This is a genomic window from Paraburkholderia polaris (genome assembly GCF_012927345.1).
GTDB lineage: Bacteria > Pseudomonadota > Gammaproteobacteria > Burkholderiales > Burkholderiaceae > Paraburkholderia > Paraburkholderia polaris.
The window spans coordinates 46,348-60,691 of sequence record NZ_JABBGJ010000006.1 but is presented as its reverse complement, the minus strand read 5'-3'; the positions used below and the strand labels follow the sequence as shown (position 1 = coordinate 60,691).

Annotated in this window: 16 protein-coding genes; 5 read left to right on the top strand and 11 right to left on the bottom strand. The window is 62.3% G+C overall.

Annotation, left to right across the window (positions count from 1 at the left end):
• Positions 1-10: 10 nt before the first annotated feature.
• Together HHL24_RS06930 and HHL24_RS06925 are read right to left on the bottom strand one after the other, a co-directional pair.
• Positions 11-583, bottom strand: a complete 573-nt coding sequence (locus HHL24_RS06930) for a chromate transporter (RefSeq protein ID WP_169484763.1) — start codon at positions 581-583, stop codon at positions 11-13.
• 2 nt (positions 584-585) lie between these two features.
• Positions 586-1,152, bottom strand: coding sequence for a chromate transporter (locus HHL24_RS06925; protein WP_169484762.1), 567 nt, complete (start codon positions 1,150-1,152; stop codon positions 586-588).
• 292 nt (positions 1,153-1,444) lie between these two features.
• Here HHL24_RS06925 and HHL24_RS06920 point away from each other — a divergent pair, with 292 nt between their 5' ends.
• Positions 1,445-2,158 carry an alanyl-tRNA editing protein gene (locus HHL24_RS06920; RefSeq protein WP_169484761.1) on the top strand — a complete coding sequence of 238 codons (714 nt, stop codon included), beginning with the start codon at positions 1,445-1,447 and terminating at the stop codon, positions 2,156-2,158.
• Between the two features lie 29 nt (positions 2,159-2,187).
• Complete coding sequence (locus HHL24_RS06915) at positions 2,188-3,042, top strand: AraC family transcriptional regulator (RefSeq protein ID WP_169484760.1); 855 nt, start codon at positions 2,188-2,190, stop codon at positions 3,040-3,042.
• A gap of 112 nt (positions 3,043-3,154) precedes the next feature.
• Here HHL24_RS06915 and HHL24_RS06910 read toward each other — a convergent pair whose 3' ends face one another.
• The 5 genes from HHL24_RS06910 to HHL24_RS06890 form a co-directional block, all read right to left on the bottom strand.
• Positions 3,155-3,553, bottom strand: coding sequence for a hypothetical protein (locus HHL24_RS06910; RefSeq protein ID WP_169484759.1), 399 nt, complete (start codon positions 3,551-3,553; stop codon positions 3,155-3,157).
• A 101-nt stretch (positions 3,554-3,654) separates the two neighbouring features.
• Positions 3,655-4,335: an RraA family protein gene (locus tag HHL24_RS06905; protein ID WP_169484758.1), complete on the bottom strand. Its 681-nt coding sequence runs from the start codon at positions 4,333-4,335 to the stop codon at positions 3,655-3,657.
• On the bottom strand, positions 4,332-5,372 hold the full coding sequence (locus HHL24_RS06900) for an amidohydrolase family protein (protein ID WP_169484757.1): 1,041 nt from the start codon (positions 5,370-5,372) through the stop codon (positions 4,332-4,334). Before HHL24_RS06900 ends, HHL24_RS06905 begins: the two co-directional genes overlap by 4 nt.
• 98 nt (positions 5,373-5,470) lie before the next feature.
• Positions 5,471-6,793: an MFS transporter gene (locus HHL24_RS06895; protein WP_169484756.1), complete on the bottom strand. Its 1,323-nt coding sequence runs from the start codon at positions 6,791-6,793 to the stop codon at positions 5,471-5,473.
• Positions 6,794-7,040: 247 nt separating this feature from the next.
• The gene (locus HHL24_RS06890) at positions 7,041-7,940 is read right to left on the bottom strand and encodes a LysR family transcriptional regulator (RefSeq protein WP_169484923.1); all 900 of its coding nucleotides are present in this window, start codon (positions 7,938-7,940) and stop codon (positions 7,041-7,043) included.
• 182 nt (positions 7,941-8,122) lie between these two features.
• Between HHL24_RS06890 and HHL24_RS06885 the strand changes: the two genes are divergently transcribed.
• From HHL24_RS06885 to HHL24_RS06875, 3 genes are all read left to right on the top strand, one after another.
• On the top strand, positions 8,123-8,833 hold the full coding sequence (locus HHL24_RS06885; RefSeq protein WP_206002745.1) for a GntR family transcriptional regulator: 711 nt from the start codon (positions 8,123-8,125) through the stop codon (positions 8,831-8,833).
• A 58-nt stretch (positions 8,834-8,891) separates the two neighbouring features.
• A complete protein-coding gene (locus tag HHL24_RS06880) occupies positions 8,892-9,737 on the top strand; it encodes a fumarylacetoacetate hydrolase family protein (protein WP_169484755.1) in 846 nt (281 codons plus the stop codon).
• A 98-nt stretch (positions 9,738-9,835) separates the two neighbouring features.
• Positions 9,836-10,795, top strand: coding sequence for a VOC family protein (locus tag HHL24_RS06875; RefSeq protein ID WP_169484754.1), 960 nt, complete (start codon positions 9,836-9,838; stop codon positions 10,793-10,795).
• 46 nt (positions 10,796-10,841) lie between these two features.
• On the opposite strand, the gene HHL24_RS06870 is transcribed toward HHL24_RS06875, so the two are convergent.
• From HHL24_RS06870 to HHL24_RS06855, 4 genes are read right to left on the bottom strand one after another with little or no spacing between them, the layout of a single operon-like run.
• Positions 10,842-11,783, bottom strand: a complete 942-nt coding sequence (locus HHL24_RS06870; RefSeq protein WP_169484753.1) for a LysR family transcriptional regulator — start codon at positions 11,781-11,783, stop codon at positions 10,842-10,844.
• A gap of 29 nt (positions 11,784-11,812) precedes the next feature.
• On the bottom strand, positions 11,813-12,529 hold the full coding sequence (locus tag HHL24_RS06865) for an EthD family reductase (protein ID WP_169484752.1): 717 nt from the start codon (positions 12,527-12,529) through the stop codon (positions 11,813-11,815).
• Positions 12,530-12,531: 2 nt separating this feature from the next.
• Positions 12,532-13,065 (bottom strand): 4-hydroxyphenylacetate 3-monooxygenase, reductase component, encoded by a 534-nt coding sequence (hpaC, locus tag HHL24_RS06860; RefSeq protein ID WP_169484751.1) that lies wholly within the window; start codon positions 13,063-13,065, stop codon positions 12,532-12,534.
• 38 nt (positions 13,066-13,103) lie between these two features.
• Positions 13,104-14,321: an acyl-CoA dehydrogenase family protein gene (locus HHL24_RS06855; protein WP_169484750.1), complete on the bottom strand. Its 1,218-nt coding sequence runs from the start codon at positions 14,319-14,321 to the stop codon at positions 13,104-13,106.
• Positions 14,322-14,344 lie beyond the last annotated feature (23 nt).

Below are 14,344 nucleotides of genomic sequence, written 5' to 3'. Positions count from 1 at the left end.
TGAGCCAGCGTTAGCTCGCCATGTGCACCTGGAGCATGGACGGCAGGCTGGCGCTGAGTTCAGACATGCCGAGCAGCAGCAAGGCACCGCACAGCAATAGAAGCAGCGGGTTGATTCGGGTGCTGAGCAGCGTCGCTACTGAAACAAGGGCAATCGCTTTGGCCGGCAGCCCACCGTCGAGCGACTTCAGCAGAACCCATCCCGCGGCGAGAATCATGCCGGAGGCGACGGGGCGCAAACCGCGCTCGAGCGCTAGTTGCCACGCCGCGCCTTGATAACGTGTCCAGATGTGGGTCACGCCGTAGATCAGGATGCCAGTCGGCAGGAGCAATGCCAGCGTGGCCACCACTGCGCCCCAGAACCCGGCAATTTGCCAGCCGATCAAGGTGGCCAGCAGCGAACCGGGGCCAGGCGCCATGCGTGAGATGGCGAAGTCGACGCCGAACTGGGCATGCGTCATCCATCCATGTACGTCGACAACCTGCCGTTGGATATCGGCAATGATCGCCTGGCCACCGCCTATCGTCACCAGTGACAGGGGCGCGAAAACCGCCGTTAGCTGTAGAAGAACGCGATTCGACATGGCTAGGCTTTGCGTAGTTTGATGTATTCGAACAGCACGCTCAGGCCTCCTGCGCCGATCACGACCCACACCAGCGGCAGACGCAATATGCCGACCGCAACGAAGGTGCCCGCGAGGAAGAGCAGCGGGAGGAGTCTGCGTGGCACCCGTCGCGCGGTCGTCACGCCCATCGACAACGACAGGCCGGTGGCCGCTGCTGCCGCGCCCGCAAGCAGGATGTGAGCGAGCGGGAACTGCAGCAGGTGACTGAAAAGCGTGCCGAGAATAATGATGAAGATGGCGGGCGGGATGATGATGCCGGCGACCGCCAGCAGCGCGCCGCGCCAGCCGAGCAGACGGTGGCCGATCCAGATCGCCATGTTTTTGACGTTGATGCCCGGCAGCGCCTGCGAAATGGCCAGGCCGTTCAAAAAGTCTTCTTCACTGATCCAGTCGCGATCCTGGACGAATTCACGCAGGAGCCAGCCGCTCAGGCCGCCGCCGAAGCTGGTGAGGCCGATGCGGGTGAAAATGAAGAAAAGCCCGGCAAGCGTGGGTGGTCGACTCGCGTTAGCGATTTGTTTGGACATCGCATCTTCCAGTCGGATTGATGTAAGGCGGCCGAAGTACTCGCTCTGAGTGAGCGAGCCCGGGCATGGGCGCCCGGAAAAATTATATCAATCGGAGGTCGTTTTTTTGGACGACGTTTCGGCGGTGGGTCGTTAGATGGCTTCCGGCGGACCGCTCAACAGCGATTCGTCTGCTCCGAAGAAGGCCGGCCACGGTCCGGCCCCAATCGCACAGGGCATTTTTAACCAAGACGACTTCCCATGGGACTGAGTATGCTAGGCGTCATCAGTCATTCCATGCGAGGACATCAAGGTGCCGCACTATCTTTGCCATGAGCAGCCGGACTTACTCGAGTTCGAAACGAGCGTGATCGCCTCGCGGCCCGGCGCAGTCGTGCTGGACCGCTCGGCCTTGCACCCGGGCGGCGGAGGTCAGGTATCGGACGCGGCGACGCTGACACACGCGCACGGCGCCGTCCGCATTACCGGCGTCGCGTCGGAAGACGGCATGCTATGGCATCTGCTCGATGAGCCGCTCGAACTGAATGGCGACGTGCACGTGGCCGTCGACGCGGCCCGGCGCGCCGCCGTCGCCCAGCTCCACACGGCCACGCATATACTCGACGCCCTTGTCTATCAGCGCTTCGCCGGTGCGCTCGTGACCGGTGCACAGATCAATGCCGACGGCACCGCCCGCATGGACTTCGATCTGCCCGAAGCGGATAACGACGCGCTGCGCCTGCTGGAGGAACCTGCCAACGAGGTGATCCGCAGCGCCATGGACGTGCGGACCTACTACGTCAGCGAAACGGAAGCGAAGTCGACCCAGGGCCTGATCCGCAGCCTCTCGGTGGCGCCGCCGCCGACCTCCGACGGCACGGTGCGGATCGTCGAAATCGGCGACCTTGACCGGCAGGCCTGCGGCGGCACGCATCTGACCAATACGGCGCAATCGAGACCGATCCGCATCGTGAAGATAGAGAACAAGGGGCGCCGCAATCGCCGGGTGAGAATAGAGCTGGTTTAACAGGTATCCCGGAGAACGGAGAGCGACCCATGGACACATCGGATAAAAGCGGGCCGGAAGTGGTGTGCTGGCGAGACGGTGCGCTCGACGGCGCCTGTCTCGCGAGCGCCCGCTACGGCGAGCACAAATTCGACCGGCATCTGCACGACGAACCCGTCATCGTTATGACGCAAACCGGTGCGGGACAATGCCATACGCGCACCGGCAGCGACATCGCCGGACCTGGCAGCGTACTCGTGTTCGGACCGGGCGAGTATCACAGCGGCGAGGTGTGGGAAGGGCGCGAGTGGATCTACCGCGCCATCTATCTCGACATGGAGGGTCTGGGTGCGTTGGGCGCGGTGTTTTCGCCCGACTCGCGTCCCGACAAACCGCTTCTGATCCCGCCGGGGCTCTATCAGGATGCACATCTTGCCGGTCTGCTGGTCAAGGCGCATGCGAGTCTCGACGAACGCGGCTCGGTCTCGCTGATGGAGCGGCAGGCGAATTGGTGGGCCGCGATGGGGATGCTGGTCGGAAGATATGGGCAATCGAGGCACGAACTCGGCGAAGCCCCGCGCGAAGCCCGCAAGATGGCGCAAGTGCGTGAGTACATCGCCGCCAACCATGCGCGCGATATTCCGGTTGACGAGCTGGCGGAACTGGTGGGACTGAGCCGCTATTACCTCACGCGTGCCTTCTGCAAAGCGTTCGGACTGCCGCCACACGCCTATGCGACGCAGGTGCGGCTACTCGCGGCCAAACGCATGCTCGCGGCGGGGCATAGCGCGGCAACGGCCGCCGCGGCCGTGGGCTTTTACGATCAAAGCCATCTCAACCGGCTTTTCAAGCGGGCGTACGGGATCACGCCGGGGACGTATGCGGCGCTGAAGCCTGGGCATTAGGTCCGCGCGTTGCTGGGATGCGGCGCGCGTTGCTACAGGGAATCGCCTCGAACCTCGCAGGCGCTCCCGAGAACGAAGCTCAAGCGTCACAGGCGAAGAAGCGCCTCTAGGCTTACTCAGGAAGCGGAACGTCCTCGATCAGCGCCGATTGGACTGCGCGAATCCTGCGATCGACGAAATAACCACCGCCTTCCGTGTACCGCAGATAAACACGGCTGCACAACGCGCACTGCCAGACGGCACAGCGGTTGTACGGGAAGTAACGCGGCGCGATGGGTGCGTCGGCCGACCAGTAGTTGGTTTTGCCCGGCAGGTATTCCTTGAACGTGGGTTCCGGATCGTCGTCCGGTGCAAGCGTGCCGATCTCTTTGAACTGCGTTTCGTCGAGAGAAAGCGGCTGCGATTGCCAGCCGTCCAGCGGTGTTTTTGTGCACATGCAGGGCGCGGCAGCGCGCTCTTGTGCACGTTGCGCGAGTTCAAGGAGCGTTGCAGCGTTCAGATATTCCGCCATGAGGCACACGATTCCTGCAGGGTTGAGACGATGATGCCGCCGCGACTCATGCTACGCGGCGGACCGGCAACATCATGCACGCTCCGGCGCCGCGCGTGAAGTCAGGTGTTCATCATCCGGTCGCGATGAGGGACGACCCACGAACGGTCGAAACACCCATTCGCGATCGACTTCAACGCCGCCGTTTCTTTCGCATGCTGCCGCCGTGCGCCTTCGATCACCGCTTCCACGTCAGCGGGCGAGATCGCGAGCAAACCGTCTTCATCGCCAACGATGATATCGCCGGGATGAACCACCATCCCGCCCACCGTGACCGGCACATTGATCTCACCAGGCCCGTTCTTGTACGGCCCGCGATGCGTCACGCCACGCGCATACACCGGGAAATCGCGCTGCCGTAGTGCGCCGACATCGCGGATCGCACCGTCGATCACGAGGCCCTGCACACCCAGGCTCTCCGCGAAACTGGCCATGATCTCGCCCATCAGCGCTTGCGTGAGTTCACCCGCGCCGTCGATCACGAGCACATCGCCCGGCCGGCAAAAGTCGAACGCGCGATGGATCGCGAGGTTGTCGCCGGGGCGGGTATGGACCGTGACCGCGGTCCCGGCCATTGGTTTGGGCTGATGATACGGCCGCAAGCCGACCATGCCGCTTGCGCGCGCCATGTTGTCGCTGAGCAGTGAAACTGCCAGTTCACGCAATACATCGAGCGTTGCCGGGTTTGCCTGCGGCGCGGATTCGTGTTCGCGCCAGCCGATGGGGTTCGTTGCGGGATTCATACCGTTGCTCCTTGCGTGCCGAATTGCTGCTCAAGTTGATATGACAGCCGCGGGTACACCGCGCGGGCGTTGTCTTCGTAGATACGCTGACGGTCCGCGGCGCTGAGCCATTCGATCGCATCGATGTAGCGCCGCGTGTCGTCGTAGTAATGACCGGTTTCCGGATCGATACCCTGAACCGCACCGATGGTTTCCGACGCGAACAGGATGTTCTCGACCGGAATAACTTTGGCGAGCAGTTCGGCGCCGGGCTGGTGATACACGCAGGTATCGAAGAACACGTTCTTCATCAGGTACTCGCTGAGCAGCGGCCGCTTCATGTCCTGCGCGAGCCCGCGGTAGCGTCCCCAGTGATAGGGCACCGCGCCACCGCCGTGCGGAATGATGAAGCGCAACGTCGGGAAGTCGGCGAACAGATCGCCCTGCAGCAACTGCATGAACGCGGAGGTGTCGCCGTTGATGTAGTGCGCGCCCGTCGCATGAAAATTCGGGTTGCACGACGAGGACACGTGAATCATTGCCGGCACGTCGAGTTCCACCATCGCTTCATAGAGCGGATACCACGAGCGGTCTGTGAGCGGCAGCCCCGACCAGTGGCCGCCGGACGGATCCGGATTCAGATTGCAGCCGATGAACCCCAGCTCTTCCACGCACCGCCGCAATTCGGCGATGCAATTGGCCGGGGCCACGCCCGGCGCCTGCGGCAACTGGCACACGCCGACGAAGTTGCGCGGAAACAGCGAAACCACGCGATGGATGAGGTCGTTGGATTCGCTCGACCAGACCGCGTTGGCTTCGGCCGTGGCGAGGTGGTGCCCCATGCCGGCGGCGCGCGGCGAAAAAATCGTGAGGTCGGTACCGCGTTCACGCTGGATGCGAATCTGGCCGGTTTCGATGCTCTCGCGAATTTCGTCGTCGGTAATGACGGGGCGCGCTGGCGGCGAGCCGCCGTTTTTGAGCGCGGCGATCTGCTGCGCGCGCCAGGCCTCGTGCTGCGGCGGCGAGGTGGTGTAGTGACCGTGGCAATCGATGATCATGGTGTGAAACCCCTTGGGTGTCCTTGAGAGTGCTTACCTGTACTTGCGTGCGTGCTTATCTGTCCGCGATGTGCATTCGCTGCTTCGTCGGTCACAGGTCAGGCGCGCGGGGCCGCGTCGCCGGTCGCGAGCGAGCGGGCTTCGTCTTCGGCCGGCGTGACGCGCATCACGAGTGCGATGATGGTTGCGACCACCAGAAACGCTGCGATCGTCAGCAAAGCGAGCTTGAAGCTGCCGGTCGCATTGCGCACCAGCCCGATGCTCCAAGGGCCGACCAGACCGCCGAACTGCGCGATGGTGTTGATCAGCGCGATCGTCGCGGCGCCCGCGGCCCCCGTTCGGAACGACGACGCGAGGCTCCAGAACAGCGGGTTGCCCGCGTAGATGAACAAACCGGTCAGACACAGCAACGCGTAGGCGATCACGGGGTTCGGCGCGTACGCACTGCCGGCAATCGCCAGGGCGCTCATGCCGTACACGAAGGCGAGGTGCTTCTTGCGGTCGCCGGTGCGGTCGGAACTGCGGCTGATCAGGAAGGTGCCCAACACGCCGAGTAGCGGCGGCGCGGCGGACAGAAAGCCGACCTCGATATTGCTCAGATGGCCGAAACTCTTGACGATCTGCGGCAGCCACAGGAACAGACCATAGATGCCGACCAGCGCGCAGCCGAACAGACACGCGAGGCTCCACACGCGGATGTCGCTCGCCACGCGCAGCAGCGGAAAATGGGTGTTGCCGCCGACGGCTTCGCGTTCGGCGGTGAGCGTCGATTCGAGCCAGCGCTTTTCGTCGTCGGAGAGCCAGGTGGCATCGGCCGGACGTTCGGTCATGATGCGCAGCGTCAAGAGACCGAGCGCCATCGCCGGGACGCCTTCGAGGATGAACATCCATTGCCATCCCTGCAAACCGAGAACGCCGTTCGCGTAGGTCATCAACGTCGTCGAGATCGGACCGCCCAGCACCGCCGAAAACGAACCCGCAATGATGTAGCCGCCCACCGCGCGAGCCCGGTAACGCTCCGGAAACCATTTGGTCAGATAGACTGCCACGCCCGGCAAGAAGCCCGCTTCCATCACGCCCAGCAGAAAGCGCAAGACATAGAAGCTCGAATCGTTGAAGACGAAGGCGGTGGCTGCCGCGACCGCGCCCCACGTCAGCAGAATGCGCGCGATCCAGCGGCGCGCGCCGACCCGATGCAGCAACAGGTTGCCCGGCACTTCCAGCAACATGTAGCCAAAGAAGAAGATACTGCCCGCGAAACCGAACACAGCTGGACTGAAACCCAGCTGCTTGTTCATGTCCAGCGCGGCGAATCCGATATTGATCCGGTCCAGATAGTTGAAGAACATCATCGCGAAGAGCAGGGGCATTAATCGCCCGTACACTTTGCGCATGGTCGCGGCTTCGTTGAATGAGTTCATGTTGTCTCCTACCTTGCTGCGACGGCCGGAGCCGTGGCTGCGTTCTCTTATGGTCGGCCTGCCGGATCGAACGCCGGCAGTGTCTCGTTGGCCGCGCGTTTGACGGCCGGACTTCAGGTGTCACCGCTTGCGCTTGCACGCGCTGATGCGATCATGAAAGGGCGGTGGGCTGAAGCATGAGACCAATGATAAGAACGCCAGGACGGAGAGTCCAAGACCGCTTCCTTATTCTTGTATAGGTTTTTACTTATAGTGTGGCGTCAGTCAGCGGAGCGGGGAGGCAGCTGAGGAACGCACGCAGATGAGGCGAAGCATCGTCGGTGCGAAAGGTGGCCGCGAGCGTCGATCGGTACGACGAACCGGGACCGGCGAGATGGCGGAACACGACGTCGGCGCGTCCGTGCCGTGCCACCGATTCGCCGATGAACGTGACGCCCAGGCCCGCCGCCACGAGCGCGATCGCGGTCTGAATTTCATAGGCCTGGTGGGCGACAACCGGGGTCACGCCCGCATCGCGATAGAGCGTTTGCACCGAGCGTTTGAACTGGGCGTTCTGATGCTTCGGATACAGAATCAATGGCGTATCGGCGAGATCGGCAATCCGCACGGTTTTGTGCGCTGCAAGCGGATGGCCCGGTTCGAGCGCGACCATGACGCGCTCGCGCAGCAGCGGATAGGATGTGCAGCCATCGATCGCCAGCGGCTGCCGCCCGATGCCGATGTGAATGCGCATGTCGCGCAACGCATCGGTTTGTTCCTCGGTGAGCAACTCGAAGAGCTTGAGTTCGACCTGGGGGAATGCGTTGTGAAACGCCTTGAGTGCGGGCGGCAGGATGCTGTACATCGCCGAGCGCGTGAAGCCGACGCTGAGCCAGCCGCGCCGGCCGACGCCGATCTCCTGCGCCGCAAGGGCCGCCTGTTCCAACGAACCCAGTATCTGACGCGCCTCCGTGCAGAGATAGTGGCCGGCCTCGGTCAGACTCAGCGGGCGTCTTGCCCGATCGACCAACTGCGTGCCGAGCCGCTCTTCGAGCGAGCGGATCTGCTGGCTGAGTGCAGGCTGCGCGATATGCAGGCGCTCGGCGGCGCGGCTGAAATTGAGTTCCTCTGCCAGAATCACGAAGCACTGTAACGCCCTAAGATTCATATCCATTTTCCCCGATCTTCGCTAGGCAAAGGATAGCGGGTTGTGCGATGGACGATGCAATGCCCATGCGCCGGGAGGACATCTCGGCGCACCAGCGGCTCCTTGATAATGAAGCTGGTAAAATCACGAAATATATATAAAATTGGCGTTTGTATCACTTTCATCAGATTGGGGACGCGAGCATGAGCGACGCGACAGCAATACTCGACGACGGCTCGGGCCGCACGATGGCCTCCGCGCTGGAATCCACGCTACGGCGCGACATCATCGCCGGGCTGCTGGAGCCGGGCAGCAAACTGCGCGTGCGGGAGCTCGGCGAGCGCTATGACGTGGGCGCCATTCCATTGCGGGAAGCATTGTCGCGCCTAAGCGCGAGCGGTTTTGTCGTGGCGATCGACCAGAAGGGTTTCCGCGTCGCGGAGGTCTCGCTGGACGAGCTGGAGGACATCACGCAAACGCGCCAGGACATCGAGCGCCTCGCGATCACACGGGCGATTCGCCGCCGCGACGCGCGCTGGGAAGGCGAGTTGCTGGCTGCGCACCATCTGCTGCAGCGCCTGCCTGTCTACGACCCAGCCGATCCCAACCGGCTGAATCCGGAGTGGGAAATCGCCCATAACCGGTTCCACGAAACCCTGATTGCCGGCTGCCAATCGCCGTGGCTGACGCAGTTCGCGACCATGCTGCGCGATCAGACCGCCCGCTACCGGCATCTGTCGGCCACCGCGCCGCACGGGCACGACCGCAGTGTCGCCGACGAGCACGAGGCGATTGTCGAGGCGGTGCTGTCGCACGACGTCGAGCTGGCGGGCTCGCTGCTGGCCGATCATTTCGGTACGACCGCGCGGCTGGTAGCCGAGGCGCTGCGAGCGGCTAGCGAAAAATATATATAAAAATTGTTTTATATATATTTTTGCTTTAAGATCGTCCTCAACACTGGAGGAGGACGAAATGCGATTCGTGCAGTTTGAAGAAGAGGGCCAGCGCAAGCTGGGTTTGCTGAAAGACGGCAAGGTCAAGGTGCTGGGTGCGGCGTCGCTCGACGACCTGCTGGCGAGGGGCGTCGATCTGGTGACCTACGCGGCGGGCGTTGAAGTCAGCGGCGAGCGGTCCGTGGCAGAGCTGAAGTTTTTGCCGCCGCTCACGCGTTCGGGCAAGGTGATCTGCGTGGGTCTGAATTACAGCGAACACACGCAGGAGAGCAAGTACGAGCAGCCGAGTTATCCGACGCTGTTCCTGCGCGTGAATACCAGCCTTGTCGCGCACAACGAACCGATCGTGCGTCCGAATGTGTCGGACGCGCTTGATTACGAAGGCGAGTTGGCCGTCGTGCTGAAAAGCGGTGGCCGTCATATCGCGAAGGCCGACGCGCTGTCGCACATTGCGGGCTATGCGCTCTTCAATGACGGCTCGGTGCGCGACTATCAGTTCAAGACGCCGCAATGGACGGTCGGCAAAAACTTCGACGGCACGGGGGCTTTCGGTCCCGAACTCGTCACGCCGGATGAAGTCCCGCACGGTGCACGCGGTTTGCAACTCGAAACACGCCTGAACGGAGAGGTCGTGCAGTCCGCCTCGACCGACACCATGGTGTTCGACATCGAAACGCTGATCTCCACGATCAGCGAGGCGATCACGCTGGAAGCGGGCGATATCATCGTGACCGGCACGCCGTCTGGCATTGGCTGGGCACGTGAGCCGAAGCTGCTGATGAAGCCGGGTGACGTCTGCGAAGTGAGCGTCGACGGCTTCATGCCACTGCGCAATCCGATCGTGCAGGAACCCACGCGCGGCTGACGCGCCGGGTGGTTTTTCGCGCGGCGGCGGCACACGGCCCATAGAGGCCGCTACCGGCGCCGCGCCATGAGTCTGGCACTATCTCGCTGGAGACAGAGATGAGCAACGATGCATCCACGCGCCGCGCCGCCGTTCATTCAATCGATCATTTCGCGCTGAACGTGCCGTCGATCGACGACGCGCGGCATTTCTACAGCGCGTTCGGTCTCGACGTGCGCGATATCGGCGAGGGCCCCGACACGCAGCTGGAGTTGCGCGCACTCGACGGACACCGTTGGGCGCGCATTCTTCCTGCCGCGAGCAAATCGCTCGCGTATCTCAGCTTCAATTGTTTCGAAGGCGATTTCGGCACACTCGAGCGCCAGGTGCGCGAAGCGGGCGGCCGCGTCGGCGCGGAGGCGGTCGCGCTTGCGAACGGGCGGCAACATACGGGTAACGGCCTGTGGTTCGTCGATCCCGACGGCAACCTGATTCACGTCGGCATTGGACCGAAAACAACGCCAACGCAGAAGACGCCATCTGGCCGCCATGAAGTCGACGCCGATCGGCGCGGCTCACACCCGCGTTCGCAGGCCCGCACCGTGCAACCACGGCGCATGAGCCACGTTCTGCTGTTTACGCCCGACGTGTTGCGTGCGGTCGATTTCTACGAACGCGCACTCGGTCTGCGCCTGTCCGACCGTTCGGCCGATCTCATCGCCTTCATGCACGGTACGCACGGTAGCGACCACCACCTGGTCGCGTTCGCGAAGAGCAACGCAAAGGGCTGGCATCACGTTGCATGGGATGTCGACGGTATCGACGAAGTCGGCACCGGTTCCTCGCAAATGGCGGCCGCGGGTTACACGCGCGGCTGGGGCACGGGCCGCCATGTGCTCGGTTCGAACTACTTCCACTACGTGATGGATCCGTGGGGTTCGTTCTCCGAATTTTCTGCGGATATCGATTTCGTGACAGCGGGCCATGTCTGGCCGGCCGGCGACTTTCCACCTGAAGATTCGCTTTATTTGTGGGGACCGGACGTGCCGCCGTATTTCATTCACAACACTGAAGCCTGACCGCCGCACTGCATCGAAAAACATACGCACTGTAACGCCCCAAGATTCATGTACGTCCCGTCTCTGTACCGGCCGACGGTTGATGGAACATGGTGTAAATCGAATCGAGGAGCCATGCAATGCCCGGGTCCGCCGAGAATTGCGAGTGCGAATGAATCTGAATTTCGATGGGCGGCAGGGAAAACGGCAACGGAAGGATGCGGAAGGCCTTGTTGCGGTTAAAGCGCTGCGCGATGCTCCTCGGGAAAATGACGGCGAGATCGGTATGTTGAACGATCTCGGGCGCCACTACGAAATGGGGTAGGCGCAATACGATATCCCGGCGCAGATTCAGTTCTTCCAGCCATTGCTCGACCATCCTGTGCCCGGTTGCGTTTGTGCTTGCGTAGACGTAGCGCAAGCCCGCGAGGTCTTCCCTGGTTGGCTTCTGTTTGCGTAACGGGTGGCCTGCCCGTACCACGCAGACATGTTCGTCGACGAAGAGGGTCTTGCTCACGCAACCCGGATCGAGGCCCGGCACGTAGCCGAGTGCCAGATCGACCTTGCCGCTGCGCATTGCGGTGCTTACCGAGTCGACTGGAAAATTCGCGATCTCGATGCGGATGCCGCGCGCGTTCTGGTCGAGCATGGTGAGAAGCGGCGGCAGAAAATAGAACTCCGACATGTCCGACATGGAAACGCGGAATACACGTTGCGCGGTGGCGGGGTCGAATTTCGCGAGTTGCTGGACCGCCACGTTGATGATCCCGAACGCCTGCGTGAGGGGCGCGTGCAAGCGCAAAGCGGCGTCGGTCGGGACCATGCCGGTGGGCGTTCGAACGAAGAGCGGGTCGTCGAACAGGACACGCAAACGGCGCAGCGCATGGCTGACCGCCGGTTGCGTGAGCCCGAGGCGCTCACCCGCGGCCGTCAAACTGCGCAGATCGGAGATGGCCAGAAACACGCGCAGCAGATTCAAATCCGTAATGCCAGGGTGCGACTTTGTCATGACGTTCGGATCGCGGCAATGAGGGGCGTTTACGTCGGTTTCAGATTACCGTAAATGCTGCGCATAGGGAAATGCGGGGTTGGTCCGCTGTACGGCGGAAACGCGTTGAAATCCTGCTTCATGTGCGCGCGGATCGGCGACGCCAGGGCGGTGGCGAGCGCTTCGGGATCGTCGAAGACGACCTTGTTGCGCTGCATGGTGGTGGCGCGCGGAATACTCAGGCCGGATCGGTAATCGAGCCGGGTGTAGATTTCCAGCTCGCGAATACCGGGCAATTGCGCCATCAGCGGCGGATGATGTGTGATGTAGTGCGTCAGCCATGCGTTGAAATCTTCCGCTTCGCCCTCGTAGCTGACGAGGTAGGTGCATCGTTCAGCGCAATGGTCGGCGTCGCCTGGATTCGGTGTGGCGAATGGCCTGACTGCCATGACTTGCTGTGCGAACGTAAGATTGACTTTGGCAGCGTGCGTTATGCGATCTACGATCCCGTGCATCGCGCCGTCGGTTTGCAGCGCCGTTTCGAGCAAACCGAGATCGTCGAAATACCATTGCAATGCGCAGCAAGGGCTCGAAGCATGGGTCTTCGACAGAGGGGCGCTATCTGGCGACTCCGCTGGGAGATGGATCACGAAACGCGTCAGCCCTTGTATTTCACGCGATGCCGCGTCGAGCAACGACGGGTCGATGGGCGAACTCGTTTTGCCCGTGTCGTCGCAGTGGATGAGAAGAAAGAAACAGGCCTCCATGTTTACCTCGAGGTATGCGTGGTAACGGACGGCGTTACCGCTGCCGGCCGTGTCAGGCGATGGAACTGCCGCCCGAAATAGATGAGCCCGTCACCATCAGATCGCAGCGCAATGTGCCGGATCTGCGCGAACATGACGGAGTGCGATCCGACCGTCTTGATGTCGACGATTTCGCCTTCCAGACTGGCAATCGCATCCGATAGAACGGGCACCATAGCTTGTCCGCTGGCCCATGCGTGACGTCCGAACCGCTCATCCATTGAACATGCTGTCATGCCGGCAAAATCACGCGCGAGATCCTGGTACTCGGCGGCGAGCACATTGATGCACATGTTGCGGTTGCGATGCAGTACGTCGTGGACGTAGCTGGCCTGATTGATACAGACGAGCATTGTCGGCGGCGCGTCCGTCACCGAGCACACGGCGCTCGCCGTGATGCCGCAGCGACCGCCTGGCCCGTCCGTCGTGATGATGTTGACGGCGGCAGGCAGGCACGCCATGGCGTCGCGGAAACGCTTTCTGGTGTCTTCGATCATTACGTTCTCTGCCTCGTGGTTATGAAGTGCGGGGCGCATCAGGGATAAGGCGTGACGGGAGGCACGCCTGCGAACAGCGCGCCGGATGCGTCGTAAGTCCCTTCGCCAAGAAACGCGTGCTGGGTCACGACGATCGAATCCCGAACCAGACGCTGCAGCCGGTTCTCGCGATAAATCGCTGCTATGCCCGCCATCTGATAAGCCTGCATCACGACCTCGGCACCTAGCTGCGCGGCGTGCGTCGCACTCAGGCGCAGCAAATTGGCCTGTTCCTGTGTGACAGGATCGCCGGCCACAATTGTCTTCCATGCTGTCTCGGCGGACTCGTAGAAGAACGCACGGGCACTGCGCCAGTTGGCCTCTGCTTTCGCAAGGCCGGAGCGGTAATAACCTCGATCCGCGAGACGCGGCGCGCCGGTCGTGGTTTTGGTCGATCCGGACATGCCCGTCAGCAGATCGAGCGCCGCGCGCGCGAGGCCGATATTGACGGCGGCGTGCACTTGCGCCTGATAGGCGACGGCGGGATAGCGGTAGAGCGGTTCGTCGATCAACGGCTGGCCCCCGCGTACAAACGTCCATTGCGCATCGACGAATTTGTCGTGCAATCGCAAGTCGTGACTGCCGGTGCCCTGCATACCAACGACGTTCCAGTTCTCGACAATCTCCACTTCATGAGCGGGAAATACTGCGGTGAACGGTTTGCCCGCGCCCGCATCGCCTGAACTGGCGGGCGTGCCACCGATCCCGACGCCGATCCAATCCGCGCCCTTGCAACCACTTGCAAAGCGCCATTGGCCGCTGACCGTGAAGCCGCCGGATACCCGGGCGGCGGGTTGCAGCGGATAGAGGCCGCCGGAGAAGACCTGGTCCGGGCCGGTGGCGTAAATGTGCTGCTGCGTTTCGATCGGCAGCGCGGCGAGATAAGTGTTCGCCGAGCCGAACGCGGCGACCCAGGCGGTTGAGCCATCGGCGATGGCAATGCGCTCGAGGATTCGCAGGAATTGCGCCGGCGGCAGCGCGTCGCCGCCGAAACGCTGTGGCGTACTCGCGCGGAAAATCCCCGCGCGTTTCATCTTCGCAACCATGTCGCGCGGAACATGCGACACCTGATCGAATTCGTCCCGGCGCCGCTCGATCTCGCCGATCAGCGCGTCGAGCGTAATCGGACCTGCGTACTCAGGATAGGAATCCGCGTGATCGATCGCGCGAGGTTCGTAGGCGTACGTCGAAAGACTGCTACTTTGAAGGCTTTGCATGATGGCAACGTATGGAAATGAAT